The sequence below is a fragment of the Variovorax atrisoli genome (assembly GCF_014195185.1).
Lineage (GTDB): Bacteria > Pseudomonadota > Gammaproteobacteria > Burkholderiales > Burkholderiaceae_C > Variovorax > Variovorax atrisoli.
Map to the genome: position 1 here is coordinate 1 of NZ_JACIBG010000006.1, position 24,239 is coordinate 24,239.

The 24,239-nt window shown below is 67.4% G+C and carries 21 protein-coding genes and 1 pseudogene; 11 read left to right on the plus strand and 11 right to left on the minus strand.

Annotation, left to right across the window (positions count from 1 at the left end; all coding sequences use genetic code 11):
• A pseudogene (locus FHY06_RS20485) lies at nt 1-245 on the minus strand (glutamyl-tRNA reductase); the annotation flags it as partial.
• 112 nt (nt 246-357) lie between these two features.
• Here FHY06_RS20485 and FHY06_RS20490 point away from each other — a divergent pair.
• Nucleotides 358-636: a hypothetical protein gene (locus tag FHY06_RS20490; protein WP_019656557.1), complete on the plus strand. Its 279-nt coding sequence runs from the start codon at nt 358-360 to the stop codon at nt 634-636.
• Nucleotides 637-652: 16 nt separating this feature from the next.
• Here FHY06_RS20490 and FHY06_RS20495 read toward each other — a convergent pair whose 3' ends face one another.
• From FHY06_RS20495 to FHY06_RS20510, 4 genes are read right to left on the minus strand one after another with little or no spacing between them, the layout of a single operon-like run.
• On the minus strand, nt 653-1,159 hold the full coding sequence (locus FHY06_RS20495; protein WP_019656558.1) for a GNAT family N-acetyltransferase: 507 nt from the start codon (nt 1,157-1,159) through the stop codon (nt 653-655).
• On the minus strand, nt 1,159-1,953 hold the full coding sequence (locus FHY06_RS20500; protein WP_126024692.1) for an ABC transporter ATP-binding protein: 795 nt from the start codon (nt 1,951-1,953) through the stop codon (nt 1,159-1,161). Before FHY06_RS20500 ends, FHY06_RS20495 begins: the two co-directional genes overlap by 1 nt.
• Nucleotides 1,953-2,849 carry an ABC transporter permease gene (locus FHY06_RS20505; protein WP_019656560.1) on the minus strand — a complete coding sequence of 299 codons (897 nt, stop codon included), beginning with the start codon at nt 2,847-2,849 and terminating at the stop codon, nt 1,953-1,955. The genes FHY06_RS20500 and FHY06_RS20505 overlap by 1 nt, the downstream gene beginning before the upstream one ends.
• Nucleotides 2,850-2,876: 27 nt before the next feature.
• Nucleotides 2,877-3,803: an ABC transporter substrate-binding protein gene (locus FHY06_RS20510; RefSeq protein ID WP_126183433.1), complete on the minus strand. Its 927-nt coding sequence runs from the start codon at nt 3,801-3,803 to the stop codon at nt 2,877-2,879.
• 264 nt (nt 3,804-4,067) lie between these two features.
• Between FHY06_RS20510 and FHY06_RS20515 the strand changes: the two genes are divergently transcribed.
• Complete coding sequence (locus FHY06_RS20515; RefSeq protein WP_126183056.1) at nt 4,068-4,538, plus strand: Lrp/AsnC family transcriptional regulator; 471 nt, start codon at nt 4,068-4,070, stop codon at nt 4,536-4,538.
• A gap of 6 nt (nt 4,539-4,544) precedes the next feature.
• Here the strand turns inward: FHY06_RS20515 and FHY06_RS20520 are convergent, their stop codons facing one another.
• From FHY06_RS20520 to ugpB, 6 genes are all read right to left on the minus strand, one after another.
• Nucleotides 4,545-6,938, minus strand: a complete 2,394-nt coding sequence (locus tag FHY06_RS20520; protein ID WP_184606194.1) for a DUF3772 domain-containing protein — start codon at nt 6,936-6,938, stop codon at nt 4,545-4,547.
• Between the two features lie 50 nt (nt 6,939-6,988).
• Complete coding sequence (gene ugpQ, locus FHY06_RS20525; protein ID WP_184606195.1) at nt 6,989-7,732, minus strand: glycerophosphodiester phosphodiesterase; 744 nt, start codon at nt 7,730-7,732, stop codon at nt 6,989-6,991.
• 118 nt (nt 7,733-7,850) lie between these two features.
• Entirely contained in the window at nt 7,851-8,858 is a 1,008-nt protein-coding gene (ugpC, locus tag FHY06_RS20530) for a sn-glycerol-3-phosphate ABC transporter ATP-binding protein UgpC (protein WP_126183059.1), read from the minus strand.
• A gap of 124 nt (nt 8,859-8,982) precedes the next feature.
• On the minus strand, nt 8,983-9,834 hold the full coding sequence (gene ugpE / locus FHY06_RS20535) for a sn-glycerol-3-phosphate ABC transporter permease UgpE (RefSeq protein ID WP_019656566.1): 852 nt from the start codon (nt 9,832-9,834) through the stop codon (nt 8,983-8,985).
• 1 nt (nt 9,835) lies between these two features.
• Nucleotides 9,836-10,717, minus strand: a complete 882-nt coding sequence (gene ugpA, locus FHY06_RS20540) for a sn-glycerol-3-phosphate ABC transporter permease UgpA (RefSeq protein WP_019656567.1) — start codon at nt 10,715-10,717, stop codon at nt 9,836-9,838.
• Between the two features lie 101 nt (nt 10,718-10,818).
• A complete protein-coding gene (gene ugpB / locus FHY06_RS20545; RefSeq protein ID WP_019656568.1) occupies nt 10,819-12,132 on the minus strand; it encodes a sn-glycerol-3-phosphate ABC transporter substrate-binding protein UgpB in 1,314 nt (437 codons plus the stop codon).
• 276 nt (nt 12,133-12,408) lie between these two features.
• On the opposite strand from ugpB, the gene serA reads away from it, so the two are divergent.
• From serA to FHY06_RS20590, 9 genes are all read left to right on the plus strand, one after another.
• The gene (gene serA / locus FHY06_RS20550; protein ID WP_019656569.1) at nt 12,409-13,641 is read left to right on the plus strand and encodes a phosphoglycerate dehydrogenase; all 1,233 of its coding nucleotides are present in this window, start codon (nt 12,409-12,411) and stop codon (nt 13,639-13,641) included.
• Nucleotides 13,642-13,791: 150 nt separating this feature from the next.
• Nucleotides 13,792-17,670, plus strand: a complete 3,879-nt coding sequence (locus FHY06_RS20555; RefSeq protein ID WP_026346579.1) for a DUF3683 domain-containing protein — start codon at nt 13,792-13,794, stop codon at nt 17,668-17,670.
• Nucleotides 17,667-18,110: an HIT family protein gene (locus FHY06_RS20560; RefSeq protein WP_184606196.1), complete on the plus strand. Its 444-nt coding sequence runs from the start codon at nt 17,667-17,669 to the stop codon at nt 18,108-18,110. Before FHY06_RS20555 ends, FHY06_RS20560 begins: the two co-directional genes overlap by 4 nt.
• On the plus strand, nt 18,110-18,523 hold the full coding sequence (locus tag FHY06_RS20565) for a gamma-butyrobetaine hydroxylase family protein (protein WP_019656572.1): 414 nt from the start codon (nt 18,110-18,112) through the stop codon (nt 18,521-18,523). The genes FHY06_RS20560 and FHY06_RS20565 overlap by 1 nt, the downstream gene beginning before the upstream one ends.
• Nucleotides 18,524-18,671: 148 nt before the next feature.
• The gene (ubiE, locus tag FHY06_RS20570; RefSeq protein ID WP_019656573.1) at nt 18,672-19,403 is read left to right on the plus strand and encodes a bifunctional demethylmenaquinone methyltransferase/2-methoxy-6-polyprenyl-1,4-benzoquinol methylase UbiE; all 732 of its coding nucleotides are present in this window, start codon (nt 18,672-18,674) and stop codon (nt 19,401-19,403) included.
• 35 nt (nt 19,404-19,438) lie between these two features.
• Nucleotides 19,439-20,449, plus strand: a complete 1,011-nt coding sequence (locus FHY06_RS20575; protein WP_019656574.1) for a Tim44 domain-containing protein — start codon at nt 19,439-19,441, stop codon at nt 20,447-20,449.
• A 163-nt stretch (nt 20,450-20,612) separates the two neighbouring features.
• On the plus strand, nt 20,613-21,188 hold the full coding sequence (locus FHY06_RS20580) for a ubiquinone biosynthesis accessory factor UbiJ (RefSeq protein ID WP_019656575.1): 576 nt from the start codon (nt 20,613-20,615) through the stop codon (nt 21,186-21,188).
• Nucleotides 21,185-22,750 carry a ubiquinone biosynthesis regulatory protein kinase UbiB gene (gene ubiB / locus FHY06_RS20585; RefSeq protein WP_019656576.1) on the plus strand — a complete coding sequence of 522 codons (1,566 nt, stop codon included), beginning with the start codon at nt 21,185-21,187 and terminating at the stop codon, nt 22,748-22,750. Before FHY06_RS20580 ends, ubiB begins: the two co-directional genes overlap by 4 nt.
• A gap of 13 nt (nt 22,751-22,763) precedes the next feature.
• Nucleotides 22,764-24,215, plus strand: coding sequence for a high affinity choline transporter 1 (locus tag FHY06_RS20590; RefSeq protein WP_019656577.1), 1,452 nt, complete (start codon nt 22,764-22,766; stop codon nt 24,213-24,215).
• The last annotated feature ends 24 nt before the right edge of the window (nt 24,216-24,239 follow it).

A 24,239-nucleotide genomic window follows, 5' to 3' on the forward strand; every position in this document is an offset into this window, starting at 1 on the left:
ACGCCGCCGCTCTGGGCCAGCCAGCCGAAGGTGTGGTCGAGCGCGGCGTGTTCCGAGGCGCAGTAGATCTCGGTGCGGTTGCAGGTGGAGATGATCGCGGCCTCGACCTGGGGATGGCGGCCGGAGGCGAAGGAACTGCGCAGGCTCTGCAGCGTGGGGGCGATCTGGTCGAGCGCGAACGCGAAACGACCGCGCAGATCGAGCGGCGCGGTCGTGTGGTTCAACCCGAGGGCCCAGACTGACATGCCCATGATTATAAAATCAGCAGCCTTGCGGGGCTTGACGAGGGACAAATGGCTTTCCCTATGACAGCCATAACCCCAGCCGAATGTTCCTGCCCCCGCGCCACCCCTCCCGATGGACCTGCCGGCCCTTCTCGACCACCTTCTCAACTTCGTCGCCCCTGCCGCCTTCATGGCGCTGGTGCTGGCCTTTGTCGGGCGTTTCCTCGGCGGCCGGCGCGACGGCGCCCCGCGCTGGTGGGTGCAGTGGGCGCTGACCTTCGCGGCCGGCGTGGCGGTGCTGGCGGCCGGGCTGGCCGTGTTCGGGCGCGACGGGGCGATGGCGACCTATGCCGCGCTCGTCGTGGTCTGCGGCACGGTCCAGTGGCTGGCGATGCGCGGCTGGCGCCGCTGAAGGGGCCGCCGCCCGCTCAGCCGAGCCGGCGGATCATGTAGACCGACTCGCCCGGGTAGGTGGCCAGCCGGGCCTGCTGTTGCGGGCCGTCGGGCAGCGCGGCCGCATAGCCCTGACGCTCCCAGAATCCCACCGAGGATTGCACCGACACCAGCGTCGACTGCCGCCAGCCGGCCTGCAGCGCATGAGCCCAGGCATGGCGCACCAGCAGCGGCCCCAGCCGGAGGCCCGAGGCGCCCGGGTGCACCGCAAGGTCGTGCAGATAGAGCGAATCGGGCTGCTGTGCCACCTCGAACTCGCCGTGCAGCGGCGTCAGCTTGCCGACCACCGACGGATAGCCCGCCAGGTAGGCCCGCACGCCGCCTTCGTGTTCCACCACCCACCCGGTATGGGGCGCGGCAGCGAGCCGCCTCGCGATGAGCGCGCCGTCTTCCACGAAGCCCGCGCCGTAGCAGGCGAGCTGGATCGCCAGCACCGCGTCGAGGTCGGCGGCGCGCATGCCGCGCACGAAAGGCGTCGCCATCAGGCCAGCAGCAGCTTGTCGTCGTCGAGCTTCTCGCCGCGGGTCTGCTCGAACATGCGCAGCAGGTCGGGCACATCGAGCCCCGAGCGCTGCGGCCCGGCTACGTCGAGGATCACCTGGCCCTCGTGCAGCATCACCGTGCGCGAGCCGTAGTCCAGCGCCTGGCGCATGCTGTGCGTGACCATCATCGCGGTGAGCTGGCCGGCCTCCACGATCTTCGCGGTCAGCTCCAGCACGAAGGCGGCGGTCTTGGGATCGAGCGCGGCCGTGTGCTCGTCGAGCAGCAGGATGCGCGAGGGCCTGAGCGATGCCATCAGCAGGCTCACCGCCTGCCGCTGCCCGCCCGAGAGCAGGCCGATGCGGTCGGCCAGGCGGTTCTCCAGCCCCAGCTTCAGGATCGACAGCTTCTCGCGGAACATCTCGCGCAGGTTGCGGTTGAGCGCGAAGCCGAAGGCCCGGCGCTCGCCGCGCTTCCAGGCCAGCGCCATGTTCTCCTCGATGGTCAGCGCCTCGCAGGTGCCGGCCATCGGGTCCTGGAACACGCGCGCCACCATGCCCGAGCGCTGCCAGGCGTTCATGCGCGTCACGTCCTTGCCGTCGATCTCGATGCGGCCCTTGTCGACGATCAGGTCGCCGCTCACCGCATTGAGGAAGGTCGACTTGCCCGCGCCGTTCGAGCCGATCACGGTGACGAACTGGCCCGTCGGAATCTCCAGGCTCAGGCCGCGCAGCACGCGGTTCTCGATCGGCGTGCCCGGGTTGAAGGTCATCTCGAGTTGTTGGGCACGCAGCATCAGTTCTTCCCCTTGAACAGGCCACCCAGCCTGCGCTTGTAGGCGGGCACCAGCAGCGCGAAGGCCACCAGCACGGCGGTCACCAGGTTCAGGTCCTGCGCCTGCAGTCCCATGAAGTCGGTGTTCAACGCCATCGCGATGAAGAAGCGGTAGAGCAGTGCACCCAGCACGCAGGCCAGCGTGGTGATGACCATGCTGCGCGCCGGAATCAGCGTCTCGCCGATGATCACCGCGGCCAGGCCGATCACGATCGTGCCCACGCCCATCGAGATGTCGGCCGTGCCCTGGCTCTGCGCGAACAGCGCGCCGGCCAGTGCCACCAGCGCGTTCGACAGCGCCAGGCCGGCCATGGTGTGGAAGTCGGTGGAAATGCCCTGCGCCCGCGCCATGCGCGCGTTGCCGCCGGTGGCGCGCATCGCGAGGCCGGCCTCGGAAGCGAAGAACATGTCGACCACGATCTTCGCGACGACCACGATCAGGAGCAGCAGAAGCGGCTTGGCCCACTGCTCGGGCATGCCGCCGAAGCTGGCCATGCTGAACACCGTGGGTTCGGTGATGAGCGCCACGTTGGGCTTGCCCATCACGCGCAGGTTGATGGAGTACAGCGCGATCATCACCAGGATGCTCGCGAGCAGCTGCATGATCTTGAGCTTGACGTTGAGCCAGGCCGTGACCCAGCCCGAGGCGGCGCCGGCTACGCAGGCCACCGCGGTGGCGGCGACCGGATTCCAGCCCGCCACGATCAGCGTCGCGGCCACGGCAGCGCCCAGCGGGAAGCTGCCGTCCACCGTGAGGTCGGGGAAGTTGATGATGCGGAACGACAGGAAGACGCCCAGCGCGACCAGCCCGAATATCAGGCCGATCTCGATGGCGCCCAGCGAAGCGATGAGCGACATGGGAAAGAGGAAGACGGGTTCGGCTTCTTACTTCGTGCTCACGACCTTGGCGGTCTTCAGCAGCTCGTCGGACAGCGTCACGCCCTGCAGCTTGGCCGCGCCCGGGTTCACCACCAGCTCGAAGTTGGCGCTGGTCTGCGACGCGATGGCGCCGGGCTTCTCGCCCTTGAGGATGCGCACCACGACCTTGCCGGTCTGGCGGCCGATGTCGGTGTAATTCAGGCCCAGCGCGGCCACGGCGCCACGCTCGACGGTGGCGGTGTCGGCAGCCACCACCGGCAGCTTGGCCTGCTGCGCCACCTTCACGATGCCCTCGAAGGCCGAGACCACGTTGTTGTCGGTGGGCGTGTAGATCACGTCGGCCTTGCCGACCAGGCTCTGCGCGGCGGTCGGGACGTCCACCGTGCGGGCCGCGGCGGCTTCCACCACCGTCATGCCGGCTGCCGAGGCCGCCTTCTTGAGCGAGTCGACGATGGCCACCGAGTTGGCTTCACCGGGGCTGTAGATCACGCCGATGCGCTTGGCGGCGGGCACCACCTGCTTGATGAGGGCGATGTGCTTTTCCAGCGGCGAGAGGTCGGACACGCCCGTCACGTTCGTGCCCGTGGGCTCCCAGCTCTTCACCAGCTTGGCCGCGACCGGGTCGGTGACCGCCGAATACACCACCGGAATGCTCTTGGTGGCCGCCACCATGGCCTGCGCCGACGGCGTGGCGATGGCGACGATCGCGTCGGGCTGGTCGCCCACGTACTTGCGGGCGATCTGTGCTGCGGTGCCCACGTTGCCCTGCGCGCTCTGGTAGGTGAACTTGAGGTTCTTGCCTTCCTCGTAGCCCGAAGCCTTCAGCTCGGCCTTCACGCCGTCGCGCACCGCATCCAGCGCGGGGTGCTCGACGATGGCGGTCACGGCCACCGACTTGGTGTCGGCCGCGAACGAAGGCGCTGCGGCCAGCATGCCGAGGGCCAGGGCCACTGCGCTGAAGGGGGTGCGAAGCAAAGCGTTTTTCACGGGAAAGGGTCTCCGGGTGGGGATTGGGATGCGTCTGAAGCCGCAGGCAGGTGCCGGCGGCAGGGGGTTCAGCGGCTGGACATCGCGTCGTGCGATCCGGGCGCCAGGGAGTCTAGATCGTACTTTGCACAATTAAGGTGCATGAAAGCCTCGGGCTTACCCCGCTTTGCGCCATAAAATTGCATCGACTTGGTGCATTGGGAGAAGAAATTGCATGACATCGCCCTCGACCGGATCGACCGGAGAATTCTCGAGCACCTGCAGGCCCACGGCCGTGCCACCAACCTGGAGCTGGCGGAAGCGGCCAATCTCTCGCCTGCCCAGTGCCTGCGGCGCCACAGGCGGCTGGAGGAACTGGGGCTGATCCATGGCTACGCGGCGCGGCTGAATGCCCGCCACATCGGCCTGGGCGTGACCGCCTTCATCCACGTGACCATGGCCCGCGGCCATGTCGATGAGCTGCCCAAGTTCCAGGACCTGATCGCCGACATGAAGCAGATCCTGGAGTGCTACTCGGTGACCGGCGACTTCGACTACGTGCTCAAGGTCGTCGCCCAGGACCTGGAGTCGCTCTCGCAGTTCCTGATGCACACCCTGATGCACATGCCGGCCGTCTCGGCGGTGCGCTCCAGCGTGTGTCTCAACGAGGTCAAGTTCACGACCGCGCTGCCGCTGGAGTGAACGCCTTCAACCCGCCACGCCGGGCGCCGGCGGCGGCGCCGTCATCACCATCGTCGGCACCGCCAGCGGAAGCGACGCCTTCTTCAGTTCGTCGAGGATGGTGAACAGCAGGTCGCTTCGCACGCCTCCCGCCAGCCGCGGGCTCGCCACGTAGGCGATCGCCTGGAAGATCAAGAGCCCGTTCTCGATGCCCTCCAGCGTGAGCGAGGGCGCCGGCGTCTCCAGCACGCCCTCGTGCCCCTTGCAGGCCGCGAGGATCAGCTCGCGCACGCGCTGCGCGTCGGTGGTCAGCGGCATCGGCAGGCGGATCAGCACGCGGCCCTCGGCGTTGGCCAGCGTCATGTTGCGCACGGTCTTGGTGATGAACTCCGAGTTCGGCACGATCAGCGTCGAGCGGTCGCCCAGCTGGATCTCGGTGGCGCGCACGTTGATGCGCCGCACGTCGCCCTCGGCCGTGCCCAGCACGACCCAGTCGCCCACCTTCACCGGCTGCTCGGCCAGCAGGATCAGCCCGGAGATGAAGTTCTGCACGATGGCCTGCAGGCCGAAGCCGATGCCCACCGACAGCGCGCTCGCCACCCACGCGATGCGCTCGATGCCGATGCCCAGCGCCGACAGCGAGAAGGCGATCACCAGGATGCCGCCCACGTAGCCCAGCAGCGTGGTGATGGAGCTCTGCATGCCCGGCTCGAACTTCGTGTTGGGCAGGTAGCTGCGCGCGAGCCAGCGCTTGAAGATCCGCAGCCCCACGAAGCCGATCACCGCCACCGCGATCGCGCTGAAGATCGCACCCGGCACCAGCTGGAACTCGCCCACCTTCACGCCGGTGCCGAACTTGCCGCTGCGCTGGAAAACCTCGCCCGGCCCCGTGCCCAGCGGCGCGGCCAGCGCCACCAGCATGTAGAAGAAGAGCGCCACGCGGCTGATCGCCGAAAGCACCGTGGCCGCCTGGTCCAGCGTCTGCGGTGCGAGGTTGAAGCTCTTCTGCAGCCGCTGCCCGAAGCCGGCGCGCGACGACACCGTGGCCATGAACACGTCGTCCGCGAACTTGAAGAGCACGTAGAAGGCCGCCGCGACGATGCCGCTCCAGGCCAGCTGCGATGCGAGGAAGCTGGCGAGCGCCACGTAGCCCACCGCCACCAGCACCCAGATCGCGATCATCAGCGCGCCGATCAGCGCCACCAGCATGCCGACCCACATCGGCCGCTCGGGCAGGCCGGCCTCGGCGGCGTCGGCGCGCAGCGGCTTCACCAGGTAGAGCACCGAGGCGACCAGCGCCGTCAGCACCAGCGCGGTGAGCACGTGCGTGGCCACCACCGCGGCGAAACTGGCGTCGATCAGCGCGTTGACCTCGGCCGGCGTCCACGCCAGCACCGCCACCAGCGCCACCAGCCAGGGCAGCGGTGCGAGCCGGGTGGCCATGGCGTCGGGGATGGGCGGCAGCCGCCACGAGGGCCGGCGCGTGGCCAGCAGCCCGCGGCCCAGCCCGATCACGAAGGCCATGAACACCAGCAGCTGCGCCGCCGACTGCAGCACCTTGCGCGCCTGCGGCTCCCAGGTGGCGAACTCCTTCAGCACCTCGACGAAGCCGTGCGCCGCCACCGCCACCAGCAGCACATGGCTGGCGACGATGCCGATCACCAGCAGCGAGCGCCGCAGCCGCCCTGCAGGCAGGTAGCGCGCGGCCAGCCAGGTGAGCAGCGCCTCGGCACCCCAGATGCCGAACACCGTGAGCAGCAGCGCCCCGACCAGCGCGGCGATCACCGGCAGGCGGGTCTCGGGCTGCGTGGCGGCCAGCAGGCCATCGTTCACCGACGAGGCCATCGCCTTCAGGCGCTCCAAGTCGTCGGGCCACGCCTCGCGCAGGCTGCTCCAGAACTCGCCCGTCAGCGGCGAGGCCGCGCGCTCGGTGAGCTGCGCCTCGAACAGTGCCCGGCGCTGCGTCACCAGCTCGGTGCCGCGCTGCCGCACGTCGACCGACAGCAGCCGCGCGAGGCGGATGTCGGCATCCAGCGCATTGCGCTCCTTCGTGAGGCGGGCGCGCTGGCGGGTGATGTCGGGGTCTTCGGTGGCGCCGGCGGCGGGCGGATTGCCGAGTTCGCCGAGCTTGGCGTTCAGGTCGGCCAGGTCGCCGGTGCGCGCTGCAACGAACTTGTCGGCCTGCACGCCGATGTCGTTGATCTGGGCGAGCAGCTTGCGCGCGTCGTCGTCCGTCTCGGCGGCGTTGCTGAGCTTGGTGAACTGCGCGCGCAGCTCGGCGATCGTGGGGGCGGGGGCTGCGGCAGCCGCGGCGGCACTGTTGCCGTTGTTTCCGTTGCCGATGTCCGGCTGCGCCTGGGCGCCACCGCAGATGAACAGGGCCGCGAGGCAGAAGCTCGCGAAGCGTTGGGTCCAACTCATGGCTGCATCATAGAAGCCGCCATTTCGTAAGGACTGGTAAGAACTCCGCGTCAGGCGGCTGGCGGAAAGAGATCGACCCTGTCGGTGATGATGCCGTCGGTGCCCAGCTCGAGCAGCCGCTGCGCGGTCCGGTCGTCGTTCACCGTGTAGCTCAGCGCGCGCATGCCGGCATCGTGCACCATCGAAACCACCGTGGCGTCCCACAGCGCGTGGTTGCAGACGATGGCGACGCAGCCTAGCTGCCTGGCGGCATCGAGCCAGCCGTCCCAGAGCTTGTCGAGCAGCAGGCCGCGCGGCAGCTCGGGCTGCACCGCCTGGGCGCCCTTGAGCGACTCGACCTGGAAGGATGTGAGCAGCGGCGGCACCGCCGCGCCCTGCCACAGCCGGGCCGCTTCGCGCGCCACCGCCTCGCCGGTTTCACGCTCGGTGCCCGGCGTGGGCTTGATCTCGATGTTGAGCAGATGGCCGTTGGCCAGGCAGAAGCGCGCCAGGTTCTCCAGCGTGGGCAGCGGCTCGCCCGCATAGGCCCGCGAGTGCCAGCCGCCCGCATCGAGCTGCGCCAGCGCGCTCCAGGGCTGCGCGCCGCCGATGCCGCGGCCGCTGGTGGTGCGGTCGAGCGCGGCGTCGTGCATCAGGAACACCACGCCGTCGGCGCTGAGCTTGGCGTCGCACTCGAACATGCGGTAGCCATGCGAGGCGCCGAGCCGGAAGGCGGCCAGCGTGTTCTCGGGCGCGAGCTTGCCGGCGCCGCGGTGGGCGACCCAGCGTGGGTAAGGCCAGGAATTCATGATCATTCTTTGAGTGAAGCCCCAGTTTCTTCGAGGAGCACCGCGGAACCGGCTTTGCCGGGCCGCCGGTGCCGCCCCCGGCAGGGGGTTGGCGACACGAAGTGCGCGCAGCCTGGGGGCGAGATTAATCAGCGCGCTTGCCGGAGCCGGCGTCGAACCAGTGCAGCTTGTCTTCGCGCGCCGCGATCTTCACCGTGTCGCCGGCCACGGGCGGATGGTCGGCCTCGTCGGTGCGCATGATGATCTGCTCGTCGCCGATGCGGCCGTACACCAGCCGTTCGGCACCCAGCAGCTCGACCTGCTCGACCTGCACCGACCAGCCGCTCTCGTCGAGCTTCAGGTGCTCGGGGCGGATGCCCAGGATCTGGCCCGGGCGCACGCCCGGCGCGTGCTTGAGCAGGTTCATCGGCGGCGAGCCGATGAAGCTCGCGACGAAGGTGGTGGCGGGGCGCGAGTACACCTCCTCGGGCGTGGCGAACTGGTCCATCACGCCGCCGTTCATCACGATGATGCGCTGCGCCAGCGTCATGGCCTCGACCTGGTCGTGCGTGACGAACAGCGAGGTGATGCCGAGCTCGCGGTGCAGCTTCTGGATCTCGAGACGGGTCTGGGCACGCAGCTTGGCGTCGAGGTTCGACAGCGGCTCGTCGAACAGGAACACCTGCGGCTGGCGCACGATGGCGCGGCCCATGGCCACGCGCTGGCGCTGGCCGCCCGAGAGCTCGCGCGGCTTGCGCTCCAGAAGGTGGCCCAGCTCGAGGATCTTCGCGGCCTTGTCGACGCGCACCTTGATCTCGGCAGGCGGCACCTTCGCGATCTTCAGGCCGTAGGCCATGTTCGCGTACACGCTCATGTGCGGATAGAGCGCGTAGTTCTGGAACACCATGGCGATGTCGCGCTCGGAGGGCTCCAGGTTGTTCACCACCCTGTTGCCGATGGCGATCTCGCCGGCGGAGACTTCCTCCAGGCCGGCCACCATGCGCAGCAGCGTCGACTTGCCGCAGCCCGAGGGCCCGACGATGACGATGAACTCGTGGTCGGCGATCTCGGCGCTCACGCCGTGGATGACCTGGTTGGCCTTGGGCCCGTGGCCGTAGCGCTTGATGACGTTGCGTAGGGAGAGGGAAGCCATGTCTATTCGAGTTCTCCGATGTTTTTCAGGAACACCGCGCAGCCGGCTCTGCCGGGCCGCAGGTGTTGCCCCCGGAAGGGGGTTGGCGCAGCGACACGAAGTGCGTGCAGCCTGGGGGCGAGCGTCATTTCTCAGTGTCCACGAGGCCCTTGACGAACCACTTCTGCATCAGAACCACCACCAGCGCCGGCGGCAGCATCGCGAGGATCGCGGTGGCCATCACCACGTTCCATTCGTTCTGGCCGTCGCCGCCGGCGATCAGCCGCTTGATGCCGACCACGATCGGGTACATGTCCTCGTTGGTCACCGCCAGCAGCGGCCAGAGGTACTGGTTCCAGCCGTAGATGAACTGGATCACGAAGAGCGCGGCGATGCTGGTCTTCGACAGCGGCAGCAGCACGTCAAAGAAGAAGCGCATCGGGCTCGCGCCGTCCATGCGCGAGGCCTCGGTGAGCTCCTCGGGCACCGTCAGGAAGAACTGCCGGAACAGGAAGGTGGCGGTGGCCGAGGCGATCAGCGGCACCGTGAGGCCCGCGTAGCTGTTGAGCATGCTCAGGTCCGACAGCACCTTGTAGGTGGGCAGGATGCGGACCTCCACCGGCAGCATCAGCGTGACGAAGATCGCCCAGAAGCAGATCTTCTTGAACGGGAAGCGGAAGTACACGATGGCGAACGCCGACAGCAGCGAGATCGCGATCTTGCCGACCGCGATGACCAGCGCCGTCACCAGGCTCACCCACATCATGTGGGCGACCGGGGCGTTGGAGCCCGCACTGCTCGCGCGGCCGAAGAGCGCGCCCTTGTAGCTCTCGAGCATGTGCGAGCCGGGCAGCAGCGGCATCGGCCGCTGCACGATCTCCTGTGCGGTGTGGGTGGACGCCACGAACGCGAGGTAGATGGGGAAGGCGACGATCAGGACGCCCAGGATCATCACCACGTGGGCCAGGATGCCCTGGGTGCTTCTTCTTTCAACCATGTCAGTACTGCACCTTCTTCTCGACGTAGCGGAATTGCACGATGGTCAGCGCGATCACGATCACCATCAGCACCACCGACTGCGCGGCCGAGCCGCCCAGGTCCAGGGCCTTGAAGCCGTCGTGGTAGACCTTGTAGACGAGGATCTCCGTGTCCTTGCCCGGGCCGCCCTCGGTGGCGGCGTGCACGATGGCGAAGGTGTCGAAGAACGCGTAGACCACGTTCATCACCAGCAGGAAGAAGGTGGTGGGCGACAGCAGCGGGAACTGCACCGTCCAGAAGCGCCGCCACGGGCGCGCGCCGTCGATGGCGGCAGCCTCGATCAGCGACTTCGGGATGGACTGCAGCCCGGCCAGGAAGAACAGGAAGTTGTAGGAGATCTGCTTCCACACGGCGGCCATCACGATCAGCGTCATGGCGTGCTTCGAGTTGAGCAGGTGGTTCCAGTCGATGCCGATCTTGCCCAGCGCATAGGCGACCACGCCCAGCGACGGGGAGAACATGAAGACCCACAGCACGGCGGCCACCGCGGGCGCCACGGCGTACGGCAGGATCAGCATGGTCTTGTAGAACATGCCGCCGCGCACGATGCGGTCGGCGAACACCGCCAGCGTCAGCGACAGCGTCAGTCCGATGCTGGCCACCAGCACCGAGAAAATGGCGGTGGTCTTGAACGACTCGGCATAGGCCGGGTCCTCGAAGAGGTCCTTGAAGTTCTGCAGGCCGACGAAATCGACCGAGGTGCCGAAGGCGTCCTGCTGCTGGAGCGACTGCAGCAGGGCCTGCCCCGCCGGCCAGAAGAAAAACACGAATATCACCGCCATCTGCGGTGCGAGCAGCAGCCACGGCAGCCAGCCCGAACGAAAGAAAACGCGTTTTTCCATGAACCCTCTACGTAAAAAATCCCGCCGCGCCCGCTCTTTCGCAAGAGCCGACGGGGGCGGGCGATATTAGCCGGACACGGACGCCGTCCGGCGGCCGGGCGTCAGCTCTTGTTGGCCTTCTGGAAGCGTTCGAGCTGCTCGTTGCCTCGGGTCACGATGGCGTCGAGGGCTTCCTTGGCGGTCTTCTTGCCGTTCCAGACCTGTTCGAGCTCTTCGTCCTCGATGGCGCGGATCTGCACGTAGTTGCCCAGGCGGATGCCGCGGCTCTTGTCGGTGACCTTGCGGATCATCTGCGTCACGGCCACGTCGGTGCCGGGGTTCTGCTTGTAGAAGCCGGAATCCTCGGTGAGCTTGTACGAGGCCGTGGTCACGGGCAGGTAGCCCGTGCGCTTGTGGCTGGCGGACTGCACTTCAGGCGTGGAGATGAAGCTGAAGAACTTGGCCACGCCCTTGTACTCGGCCGGCTTCTTGCCCGACATGACCCACAGGCTGGCGCCGCCGATCACGGTGTTCTGCGGTGCGCCCGGCACGTCCGGGTAGTAGGGCAGGGGAGCCAGGCCGTAGGCGAACTTGGCGTTCTTGGCCACGTTGCCGTAGAAGCCCGAGGAGGTGTTGATCATGGCGCACTCGCCCGACACGAACGAAGCCTCGGGCACGTTGCCGCGGCCCTTGTAGACGAAGAGGCCCTGCTTGGCCATGCTCGCCAGGTTCTCGATGTGGCGCAGGTGCAGCGGCGAATTGACCTTCAGGCGCGCGTCCAGGCCCGACAGGCCGTTGTTCTTGGACGCGAACTCGACGTTGTGCCAGGCCGAGAAGCTCTCGACCTGCGTCCAGTTCTGCCATGCCGTGGTGAACGGGCACTTGTGGCCGCTGGCCTTGAGCTTGGCGGCGGCGGCGACCACTTCGGGCCAGGTGGCGGGCGCCTTGTCGGTGGGCAGGCCGGCGGCCTTGAAGGCGTCCTTGTTGAAATAGAAGATGGTGGTCGAGCTGTTGAACGGGAAGCTCAGCATCTGGCCGTTGGGGGCGGTGTAGTAGCCGGCCACGGCAGGGATGTAGGCGGCCGGGTCGAATTTCTCGCCCGCGTCCTTCATGACCTGGCCCACCGGGACGATCGCGCCCTTGCTGGCCATCATGGTGGCGGTGCCCACCTCGAACACCTGCAGGATGTGCGGGGCGTTGCCGGCGCGGAAGGCCGCGATGGAGGCCGTCATCGATTCGTCGTAGGTGCCCTTGAACGTCGGGACGACCTTGTATTCCTTCTGGCTCTCGTTGAACTGCTTCGCCAGGTCGTTGACCCACTCGTTGTTGACGGCAGTCATGGAATGCCACCACTGGATCTCGATCTGGGCGTGCGCCACGTTGAAAAGCGTGGTGGCGGCCAGCGCCGATGCCAGAGCGAGCGTCTTGAATCGCATGAAGACTCCTGAAGGGAAAAATGGAAAGCGCGGATGCTAGGGCATGTGCATGACACAGCCGCGTCACATTGGCGCACGGGGGGCGGGTTTCTTCCAATCGGGGAAACCCCTTTGGGGCCTTCGGCTGCTCCTTGCCTTCCCTCGCGGATTTGGCCCTGTTCGCATCAGGCCCGGCACGGGTCGCTGCCCTTCTTGCTGCGCCGCACCATGCTAGCATCGCCCTCCCTTTTTTCGGCCTAGCCTGTCGCCGTGGCCGGGGCTTCGAAGAGAACCTCCATGAGCAGCAAAACCTCCCTCGACAAAAGCAGGATCAAGTTCCTCTTGCTCGAAGGCATCCATCCCTCGGCCGTGGAGGTGCTGCGCGCCGCCGGCTACACCAACGTGGAGTCGCTGCCCGGTGCGCTGCCCGATGCCGAGCTGAAGGAAAAGATCGCCGACGTGCATTTCCTGGGCATCCGCTCGCGCACCCAGCTCACCGCCGAGGTGTTCGCTGCGGCGCACAAGCTGGTGGCGGCAGGCTGCTTCTGCATCGGCACCAACCAGGTCGACCTCGAAGCCGCCCGCGAGCATGGCGTGGCGGTGTTCAACGCACCGTACTCCAACACCCGATCGGTGGCCGAACTGGTGCTTGCCGAAGCCATCCTGCTGCTGCGCGGCGTGCCCGAGAAGAGCGCGGTGGCTCACCGCGGCGGCTGGCTCAAGTCGGCCGACAACGCCTACGAGATCCGAGGCAAGACGCTGGGCATCGTGGGCTACGGCTCGATCGGCGCGCAGCTGTCGGTGCTGGCCGAGGCGCTGGGCATGCACGTGGCCTTCTACGACGTGGTCACCAAGCTTCCGCTGGGCAATGCGCGCCAGGTGCGCGACCTGCACCAGCTGCTGGCCCAGAGCGACATCGTCACGCTGCACGTGCCCGAGACCCAGGCCACCCAGTGGATGATCGGCGCGGCCGAGATCGCGGCGATGAAGCCCGGCGCCATCCTCATCAATGCCTCGCGCGGCACGGTGGTCGAGATCGAGCCGCTGGCCGAGGCCCTGAAGGCCCGCAAGCTGCTGGGCGCCGCCATCGACGTGTTCCCGGTGGAGCCGCGCAGCAACAAGGACGAGTTCCAGTCGCCCCTGCGCGGCCTGGACAACGTGATCCTCACGCCCCACATCGGCGGCTCGACCATGGAGGCGCAGGCCAACATCGGCCTGGAAGTGGCGGAAAAGCTGGTCAAGTACAGCGACAACGGCACCTCGACCTCGTCGGTCAACTTCCCCGAGGTGGCGCTGCCGGCGCACCCTGGCAAGCACCGCCTGCTGCACGTGCACCGCAACGTGCCGGGCGTGCTGTCTGAGATCAACAAGATCTTCTCGGACAACCACATCAACATCTCCTCGCAGTTCCTGCAGACCAACGAGAAGATCGGCTACGTGGTGATGGACATCGACGCCGCCTCGTCCGACCTGGCGCTGGAGAAGCTGGCGAAGGTCGGCGGCACGATCCGCAGCCGCGTGCTGTTCTGAGTTTTTCCGGAGATCCCCGGGGAGGGGCTCCCCGGAACCGGCGCCTACCACAAGGCCGAAGCAACCGCCACGCGGCAAGACCCCAGGCGCTGCAATAAAATCCACAGCCCGGCTATGGGCGCGCAGCGCCCGGCCGAGGCGCCCCACCCGATGAATGCTCCGACCGCGTTGAACGCGCTATTGGCACAGGCCGCAGAGCCGGTACGACTGCGCGAGATCCCCTACAACTACACCAGCTTCTCCGACCGAGAAATCGTGATTCGCCTGCTGGGCGAACGCGGCTGGGACCTGCTTCAGACCCTGCGCGCAGAGCGCCGCACCGGCCGATCGGCGCGCATGCTCTACGAGGTGCTGGGCGACATCTGGGTGGTCCAGCGCAACCCCTACCTCGTCGACGACCTGCTGGACAACCCGCGCCGCCGCGGCCAGCTGGTCGATGCCCTCAGGCACCGCCTTGCCGAGGTGCAGAAGCGCCGCACCCCCGACAGCGACCTGCCGCGCGACCAGCTCGTGGGCGAGCTCACCGCGCTCGTGGGCGAGGCCGTGGCCGCCTTCGACACCAAGTTCCGCGACGTCGCCGCCCTGCGCCGCAAGGCCACCCGTGTGCTGGGCCGCCTCACCGCCAAGGACAACATCAAGTTCGACGGCCTCTCGCGCGTGGCCCACGTCACCGACGCCACCGACTGGCGCGTTGAGTACCCCTTCGTCGTGCTGTGCCCCGACACCGAGGCCGAGATGGCGCTGCTGGTGAAGGGCTGCATCGAGCTGGGCCTGACCATCATCCCGCGCGGAGGCGGCACCGGCTACACCGGAGGCGCCATTCCGCTGACCTGGAACAGCGTCGTCATCAACACCGAGAAGCTCGAGGCGATGACCGAGGTCGAGCACGTCTCGCTGCCCGGCCTGGCCGATCCGGTGCCCACCATCTGGACCGAAGCCGGCGTGGTCACCCAGCGCGTGGCCGATGCGGCCGAGCGCGCGGGCTTCGTCTTCGCGGTCGACCCGACCTCCGCCGAGGCCTCGTGCGTGGGCGGCAACGTCGCCATGAACGCGGGCGGCAAGAAGGCCGTGCTGTGGGGCACGGCGCTCGACAACCTCGCCTCGTGGCGCATGGTCACGCCGCAGGCCGAATGGCTCGAGGTCACGCGCATCGGCCACAACCTCGGCAAGATCCACGACGTCGACAGCGCCGTGTTCGAGCTGCAGTACTACGCCGCCGACGGCAGGACGAAGCTGCGCAGCGAGCGCCTCGAAATCCCGGGCCGCACCTTCCGCAAGGAAGGCCTGGGCAAGGACGTGACCGACAAGTTCCTCTCGGGCCTGCCGGGCATCCAGAAGGAAGGCTGCGACGGTCTCATCACCAGCTGCCGCTGGGTGGTGCACCGCATGCCGGCGCACACGCGCACCGTGTGCCTGGAGTTCTTCGGCAACGCCAAGGACGCGGTGCCCAGCATCGTCGAGATCAAGGACTTCATGTTCGCCGAGCAGAAGCGCTCGGGCGTTCTGCTCGCCGGCCTGGAACACCTGGACGACCGCTACCTCAAGGCCGTGGGCTACGCCACCAAGTCGAAGACGCACGGCGGCCTGCCCAAGATGGTGCTGTTCGGCGACATCGCGGGCGACGACGCGAACGAAGTGGCGCGCGTCACCTCGGAAGTGGTGCGCATCGCCAACTCGCGCAGCGGCGAAGGCTTCATCGCCATCAGCCCCGAGGCGCGCAAGAAGTTCTGGCTCGACCGCAAGCGCACGGCCGCCATCAGCCGCCACACCAACGCCTTCAAGATCAATGAAGACGTGGTGATCCCGCTGCCGCGCATGGCCGAGTACAGCGACGGCATCGAGCGAATCAACATCGAGCTGTCGCTGCAGAACAAGCTCGCCCTCACCGACGAGCTCGAGGCCTTCCTCACGCGCGGCAACCTGCCGCTGGGCAAGACCGACGATGCGCACGAGATCCCCGCGGCCGAGCTGCTGGAAGACCGCGTCGCGCAGGCCGTGGCGCTGGTGCAGGAAACGCGCGCGCTGTGGGCCGGCTGGCTGAAGGATGTCGACACGCTGTTCCCGCAGCTGCAGGACCACTCGCTGCGCGCCAGCTGGAAGACCCAGCTGCGCCAGCCGCTGCAGGCCATCTTCACGGGTGCCGAGTTCGCGCCCATCCTGGCCGAGTGCGCCGCCATCCACAAGCGCGTGCTCAAGGGCCGCGTGTGGGTCGCGCTGCACATGCACGCGGGCGACGGCAACGTGCACACCAACATCCCCGTCAACAGCGACAACTACGACATGCTGCAGACCGCGCATGCCGCGGTGGTGCGCATCATGGCGCTGGCGCGCAGCCTCGACGGCGTGATCTCGGGAGAGCACGGCATCGGCATCACCAAGCTCGAGTTCCTGAGCGACGACGAGCTGCGTCCCTTCACCGAGTACAAGGCCAAGGTCGACCCCGAAGGCCGCTTCAACAAGGGCAAGCTGCTGCGCGCACCTGCCGGCACGCCGCAGACGCTGCATGCCGACCTGACCAACGCCTACACGCCGAGCTTCGGCCTCATGGGGCACGAGTCGCTCATCATGCAGCAGAGCGACATCGGCGCCATCGCCGACAGCGTGAAGGACTGCCTGCGCTGCGGCAAGTGCAAGCCGGTGTGCGCCACGCACGTGCCGCGCGCCAACCTGCTGTACAGCCCGCGCAACAAGATCCTCGCGACCTCGCTGCTGGTGGAGGCCTTCCTCTACGAAGAACAGACCCGGCGCGGCGTGAGCATCAAGCACTGGGAGGAGTTCGAGGACGTGGCCGACCACTGCACCGTGTGCCACAAGTGCCTCACGCCCTGCCCGGTGAAGATCGACTTCGGCGACGTGTCGATGAACATGCGCAACCTGCTGCGCAAGATGGGCCAGAAGAGCTTCCGCCCGGGCAATGCGGCCGCGATGTTCTTCCTCAATGCGACCAATCCGCAGACCATCAAGGCGGTGCGCGCGGGCATGGTCGGCGTGGGCTTCAAGGCGCAGCGCCTGGCCAACGACCTGCTGCGCGGCCTCGCGAAGAAGCAGACCTCGGCGCCGCCGGCCTCGCTGGGGCCCGCGCCCGTCAAGGAGCAGGTGATCCACTTCATCAACAAGAAGATGCCGGGCAACCTGCCGAAGAAGACGGCGCGCGCGCTGCTCGACATCGAGGATGCGGACTACGTGCCGATCATCCGCAACCCGAAGGCGACCACCTCCGAAACCGAGGCGGTCTTCTACTTCCCGGGCTGCGGATCGGAGCGGCTGTTCTCGCAGGTGGGCCTGGCCACGCAGGCGATGCTCTGGCATGCGGGCGTGCAGACCGTGCTGCCGCCGGGCTACCTGTGCTGCGGCTATCCGCAGCGCGGCAGCGGGCAGTTCGACAAGGCCGAGAAGATGATCACGGACAACCGCGTGCTCTTCCACCGCGTGGCCAACACGCTCAACTACCTCGACATCAAGACGGTGGTGGTGAGCTGCGGCACCTGCTACGACCAGCTGCAGGGCTACCAGTTCGACAAGATCTTCCCGGGCTGCCGGATCGTCGACATCCACGAGTACCTGCTCGAGAAGGGCATCACGCTCGCCGATGCGGCCGGCGGCGGCTACCTCTACCACGACCCCTGCCACTCGCCGATGAAGCAGCAGGATCCGATGAAGACGGTGAAGGCGCTGGTGGGCGACAACGTGCTCAAGAACGACCGCTGCTGCGGCGAATCGGGCACGCTGGGCGTGTCGCGGCCCGACATCTCCACGCAGATCCGATTCCGCAAGGAACAGGAGCTGAAGAAGGGCGAAGCCGCACTGCGCGAAGCCGGCAAGGTCGGCGAGAAGGAGAACGTGAAGATCCTCACCAGCTGCCCGAGCTGCCTGCAGGGCCTCTCGCGCTACGGCAACGACCTGAACAACGGCCTGCTCGAAGCCGACTACATCGTGGTCGAGATGGCCAACAAGATCCTCGGCGAAGACTGGATGCCCGACTACGTCGAAGCCGCCAACCGCGGCGGCATCGAGCGGGTGCTGGTGTGACGGCGAAGGTGCAGGGCTGCGTGCTGTGCGAGGGTCCGGGCGGGCGCCTCGTGTTCGAGGGCGCGAAGCTTCGCGTGATCCATGCCGAGGAGGCTGGCTTCCCGGCCTTCTATCGCGTGGTGTGGCGCGAGCACGCGCCGGAGTTCTCCGACCTCGACGCGGCCGATCGCACGTTGTGCATGGAAGCCGTGACGGTGGTGGAGCAGTGCCTGCGCGAGCACCTCAAGCCGGCGAAGGTCAACCTCGCCGCGCTTGGCAACATGGTCGCGCACCTGCACTGGCACGTGATCGCGCGCTTTCCGAGCGACAGCCACTTCCCGGGCTCGGTGTGGGCGCCCGTGCAGCGCGAGCGCAATGCGGCGCTGGAGGCGGACATCGTCGCGCGCCTGCCGGCCATCGAGGCTGCGATGATCGAGCGATTGGGCAACAGGAGCTTCTGATGGCAGGCTTGAAACCCGGCGCACCGACGCCGCAGTCGATCACCGTGCATGGGCAGTCGCGCGTGCTCGAGGTCGGCTTCTCCGATGGCGCGACCTTCCGCATTCCGTTCGAGCTGATGCGCATCTATTCGCCGTCGGCAGAAGTGCAGGGCCACGGCCCCGGGCAGGAAGTGCTTCAGACGGGCAAGCGCGATGTCGAACTCGTCGAGCTCGAGGCAGTGGGCAACTACGCGGTACAGCCGACTTTCAGCGACGGCCACAACACGGGCATCTACTCGTGGGACCTGCTCTACGAACTGGGCGAGAAGCAGGCCGAGCTGTGGGCTGCCTATGAGCGCAGATTGGTCGAGGCGGGTGTCGATCGCGACGCGCCGATGATCGAGAAGGGCGGCCACGCCTGCGGCAGCCATTGAGGCCTTCGGGACGGCGCAAAAGTCCGCCGCTGCTATTGAAAAGATAGCCCTACGCCCAGAAAGGGCGGGGCTGAAAAAGCAACAAATGTCCGCCGTGGTCGCGGGGTCGTCGACTTGATGTGAAGGCTTCCGGCCTAACATCGGTCGCATGAGTACCACACACTTCGGCTTCGAAACGGTCGACGAAAGCGAGAAGGCCCGCCGCGTTCGCGGTGTCTTCGATTCGGTCGCATCGCGCTACGACATCATGAACGACCTGATGTCGGCAGGCCTGCACCGCGCCTGGAAGGCGTACACCGTCATGGTCGCGAACGTGGGCGAAGGCTCGCGCGTCCTCGACATCGCAGGCGGCACCGGCGACCTCGCACTGGCCTTCGCCAAGAAGGTCGGCGCCAGCGGCCAGGTGGTGCACACCGACATCAACGAGGCCATGCTGCGCACCGGTCGCGACCGCCTGCTCGACGCCGGCGTGGTGCTGCCCACCATGGTCTGCGACGCGGAGAAGCTGCCTTTCCCCGACAACCACTTCGACGTGGTCACCGTGGCCTTCGGCCTGCGCAACATGACGCACAAGGACGTCGCGCTCAAGGAGATGAACCGCGTGCTCAAGCCGCGCGGCAAGCTGCTGGTGCTCGAGTTCTCGAAGGTCGCGAAGCCGCTCGCGAAGGCCTACGACTGGTACTCCTTCAACGTGCTGCCGAGGCTCGGCAAGCTCGTGGCTGGCGACGATGCGAGCTATCGCTATCTCGCCGAATCCATCCGGATGCACCCCTCGCAGGAGGAGCTCAAGACCCTCATGAAAGAGGGCGGTTTCGGACATGTGGACTATCACAACATGACTGGGGGCATCGCTGCCCTCCATGTTGGAATCAAGTGTTGATAAAGCGGATCTTTCGCTCGAGAGGAGACGACGATATGAAGAGTTTGGGTTCTTTGTTCCTGGCAGCCGCACTGGTCCTTGGCAGCGTGCAGGCAGAGGCTGCACGCATGGGTGGCGGCAAGTCGATGGGGCGCCAGTCGTCCAACGTGACGCAGCGCGAGTCCGCATCGCCATCGGCACCTTCGCAGCAGAGCGCGACCAATGCTGCAGCTGCGAAACCCGCGACACCTGCACCCGCTGCGGCCGCCGCGCCGAAGCGTCCCTGGGGTGCGATGCTGGGCGGTCTGGCCGCCGGCCTCGGCCTCGCATGGCTCGCGAGTTCGCTGGGCCTGGGCGCAGGCTTCGCCAACATCCTGCTGATCGGCCTGCTGGTGCTCGCCGGTGTGGTGGTGTGGCGCATGATCAAGTCGCGCTCGCAGCCCGCAGGCAACCGTCAGGGCGGCTTCGCCTTCCAGGGCGCGGGTGCCAGCCCGAGCAACGCGAGCTCTCCCGTGCAGTACAGCCCCGCCAACGTCGGCAACGATGCATCGGCGCGTCCCTGGGAGCGCAACAACGCGGCCTTCGACGCCACGCCGCACGGCAGCAGCCTCTCGGCGGCCGGTGCAGCGGCAGGCAGCAGCATGATCGGCTCCGCGCTCGGCGGTTCGCAGTCGTGGGGCATCCCTGCCGGCTTCGACGTCGACGGCTTCCTCGCTGCGGCGAAGCGCAACTTCGTGACGCTGCAGGACGCATGGGACCGCGCCGACGTGTCGACGCTGCGTTCGATGATGACCGACGGCATGGTCGACGAGATCCGCGCGCAGCTGGCCGACCGCGCCAGCCACACGGGCGGTGCCTCCAACAAGACCGAAGTGGTGATGCTCGACGCCAAGCTGCTCGGCATCGAGGAGCTGCCCGACGCCTACATGGCCAGCGTGGAGTTCTCCGGCATGATCCGTGAAGACGCCTCGGCCGGCCCGGGCCCGTTCCGCGAAGTGTGGAACATGACCAAGCCCGTCAGCGGCCACAGCGGCTGGCTGGTGGCAGGCGTGCAGGCTCTGCAATAGTTCACCCCAGGGCTCCGCGTACTTCGTGCCGCTTCTCCCGGCCCTCCCGCCCCCTGATTGGGGGCGGCACCAGCAGACGGGCAAAGCCGGTTCTGCGGTGTTTCTGGAAAAGGGCATGCAGTCCATGAGCCGCGGGGCGCTACAGTGACGGGATAATGGGGACATGGCCACACCATCGTCCCCATTCTCTTTTCTAGGCGACCTCTTCAACAGCATCGGAGAGCGCCTGCAGCCCCCGGACTGGGCGGTGCACGAGATACAGAACCGCGCGGTCCTGTTCCTCAACCACGTGCTGCAGCAGGAGCCCGAGGCCCAGCAGCGGCTGCTGCGCCAGCAGGGGCGGGTGGTGCGCTTCCAGTGGCGCTTCGTGACCATGGAATTGGTGGCCACCCCGGCCGGCCTGCTCGGCCTGGCCCCGGCCGGCTCGGTGCCCGAGCTGACGCTCACCGTCACCGATGAATCCCCCTTCGACATCGCACGCGCCGCGCTGCGCGGCGACAAGCCCGCCGTGCAGATCATCGGCGACGTGCAGCTGGCGGCCGAGGTCAACTGGCTGGTCGACCACGTGCGCTGGGACGTCGAGGACGACCTCGCCCGCGTGATCGGCGACGTGCCCGCGCACACGCTGGGCAATGCCGTGCGGCGAGTGGCGGACGCGCTGCGCAAGTTCGCCGGCAGCCGTAGCGGCGCCGGCAAGGCCGGCGGTTCGGCGGTCGGCCCGGCGGGCAACGCCGAATGAGGCGCTTCTACCGCGGCCTTTTCATCGTCTGGGTCGCGCTGCGCTACGGCCTCGACGAGCTGGTGCTCTCCAGCTTCCAGAAGCCCTGGGTGCGTGGGGTCACGCGCATTCTTTCCTTCGGGCGCAACCTCAATGCGCCGCGCGGCCAGCGGCTGCGCGAGGCACTCGAAAGCCTCGGTCCCATCTTCGTGAAGTTCGGCCAGGTGCTGTCGACGCGGCGCGACCTGCTGCCGCCCGACATCGCCGACGAGCTGGCCTTCCTGCAGGACCGCGTGCCGCCGTTTCCCTCGGCCGTGGCCATCGCGACCATCGAGCGGGCATTCCGCCGGCCGGTGAGCGACGTGTTCGTGCAGTTCGACGAGACGCCGATCGCCAGCGCCTCGATCGCGCAGGTGCACTTCGCGACCATCCGCACCAACGACGGCGAGGAGCGCGAGGTCGCGGTGAAGGTGCTGCGCCCCAGCATGCGCGGCGTCATCGAGAAAGACCTGGCGCTGATGGCCATGATGGCCGGCTGGCTCGAGAACCTCTCGGCCGACGGCAAGCGGCTGAAGCCGCGCGAGGTGGTGGCCGAGTTCGACAAGTACCTGCACGACGAGCTCGACCTGGTGCGCGAGGCCGCCAACGCGGCCCAGCTGCGCCGCAACATGGCCGAGCTCGACCTGGTGCTGATCCCCGAGATGTTCTGGGACTTCTGCCACCCCGAGGTCATCGTGATGGAGCGCATGAAGGGCGTGCCCATCGCACAGATGGACCGCCTGCGCGCTGCCGGCGTCGACATTCCCAAGCTGGCGCGCGACGGCGTGACGATCTTCTTCACGCAGGTGTTCCGCGACGGCTTCTTCCACGCCGACATGCACCCCGGCAACATCCAGGTGAGCCTGGAGCCCGAGACCTTCGGGCGCTACATCTCGCTGGACTTCGGGATCATCGGCACGCTGACCGAGTCGGACAAGGAATACCTCGCGCAGAACTTCGTGGCCTTCTTCCGGCGCGACTACAAGCGCGTGGCCGAGCTGCACCTCGAGAGTGGCTGGGTGCCGGTCGGCACCCGCATCGACGAGCTGGAGGCGGCGATCCGCACCGTGTGCGAGCCGTACTTCGACCGGCCGCTGAAGGAGATCTCGCTGGGCATGGTGCTCATGCGCCTCTTCCAGACCTCGCGGCGCTTCCACGTCGAGATCCAGCCGCAGCTGGTGCTGCTGCAGAAGACGCTGCTCAACATCGAGGGCCTGGGCCGCAACATCGACCCTGAACTCGACCTCTGGGCCACGGCCAAGCCCTTCCTCGAGAAGTGGATGGTCGACCAGATCGGCCCCAAGAAGCTGCTGCAGCAGCTCAAGGCGGAGGCGCCCAGGTACGCCAAATTGCTGCCCCAGTTGCCTCGATTGCTGCACGATTTCCTGGAAAATCGCCCGGTCGACAACCGCCGCGAGCTGCTCGAACTGCTGGCCGAACAGAAGCGCACCAACCGGTTGCTGCAGACCATCGTCTACGGTGGCATAGGTTTTGTATTGGGGTTGCTCGCCATGCAATTGCTGGTGCGCGTGCGTCTGTTCTAGAGGAGTTTGTGCCGTGTTGTTGACGCTGGTCATCGTCTATCTGCTTGTCACCATCGCGATCGGCCTCTACGCGGCCAAGCGGGTGAAGAACACCACCGACTTCGCCATCGCCGGGCGGCACCTGCCGCTCTACATGATCGTCACGACCACCTTCGCGACCTGGTTCGGCTCCGAAACGGTGCTCGGCATCCCGGCCAAGTTCATCGAGGGCGGGCTCAACGGCGTGGTGGAAGACCCCTTCGGCGCCGGCACCTGCCTGATCCTGGTGGGCCTGTTCTTCGCCGGCAAGCTCTACCGCATGACGCTGCTGACCATCAGCGACTACTACCGCGAGCGCTATGGCCGCGGCGTCGAGGTGGCCTGCTCGCTCATCATCATGCTGAGCTACCTGGGCTGGGTGTCGGCGCAGGTCACGGCACTGGGTCTGGTGTTCAACCTGCTGTCGGGCGGCGTGGTCAGCATCCCGGTGGGCATGGTGATCGGGGTGGTCTCGATCCTGGCGTACACGCTCTTCGGCGGCATGTGGTCGGTGGCCGTCACCGACTTCATCCAGATGATCATCCTGGTGGCCGGCCTGGCCGTGATCGCGATGTTCGCGGGCAACATGGCCGGCGGCGCCGACAAGGTGGTGGCCTTCGCGGTCAGCAAGGACCTCTTCAAGTTCTGGCCCGAGCCGAGCCTGCACGACATGGTGTTCTTCTTCGCCGCGGCCATCACGATGATGCTGGGCTCCATCCCGCAGCAGGACGTGTTCCAGCGGGTGATGTCGGCCAACAGCATCAAGGCGGCCCGGCGCGGCCCGGTGATCGGCGGGCTGGCGTACATCCTCTTCGCCTTCGTGCCGATGTTCCTGGTGGCCAGCGCGCTCCTCATCATGCCGGAGCAGACCTCCACGCTGCTGAAGGAAGACCCCCAGAAAGTGCTGCCCACGCTGGTGCTCGAGAAGATGCCCTTCGTGATGCAGGTGCTGTTCTTCGGCGCGCTGCTGTCGGCCATCAAGTCGACTGCATCGGCCACGCTGCTGGCTCCCAGCGTCACCTTCACCGAGAACATCTGGCGCCAGTTCCGCCCGGCCGGCACCGACCGCCAGAACCTGATGACCATGCGCATCACGGTGCTGCTCTTCAGCGCCGCGGTGCTCGCCTACGCGATCCGCATGCAGGGCACGTCAATCTACGAGCAGGTGTCGGGCGCCTACCAGGTGCCGCTGGTGGGGGCCTTCGTGCCGCTGGTCTGCGGCCTCTACTGGCGCCGGGCCACCACGCAGGGGGCGGTGGCCTCGATCGTCCTGGGCATCGGCGTCTGGCTGCTCTTCCTGGGGGTTTCGTCCTGGGGCGCCGTGTTCCCGGCCCAATTGGCCGGCGTGCTGTGCTCCTTCGCGGGCATGGTGGCCGGCTCGCTGCTGCCGCAATGGTTGGCGAACACTCACACGCCGCACCGCCCGCTGGCCACGGAACCGGCCTGAAGCCGGGGCTTGCCGCTCGGGCAG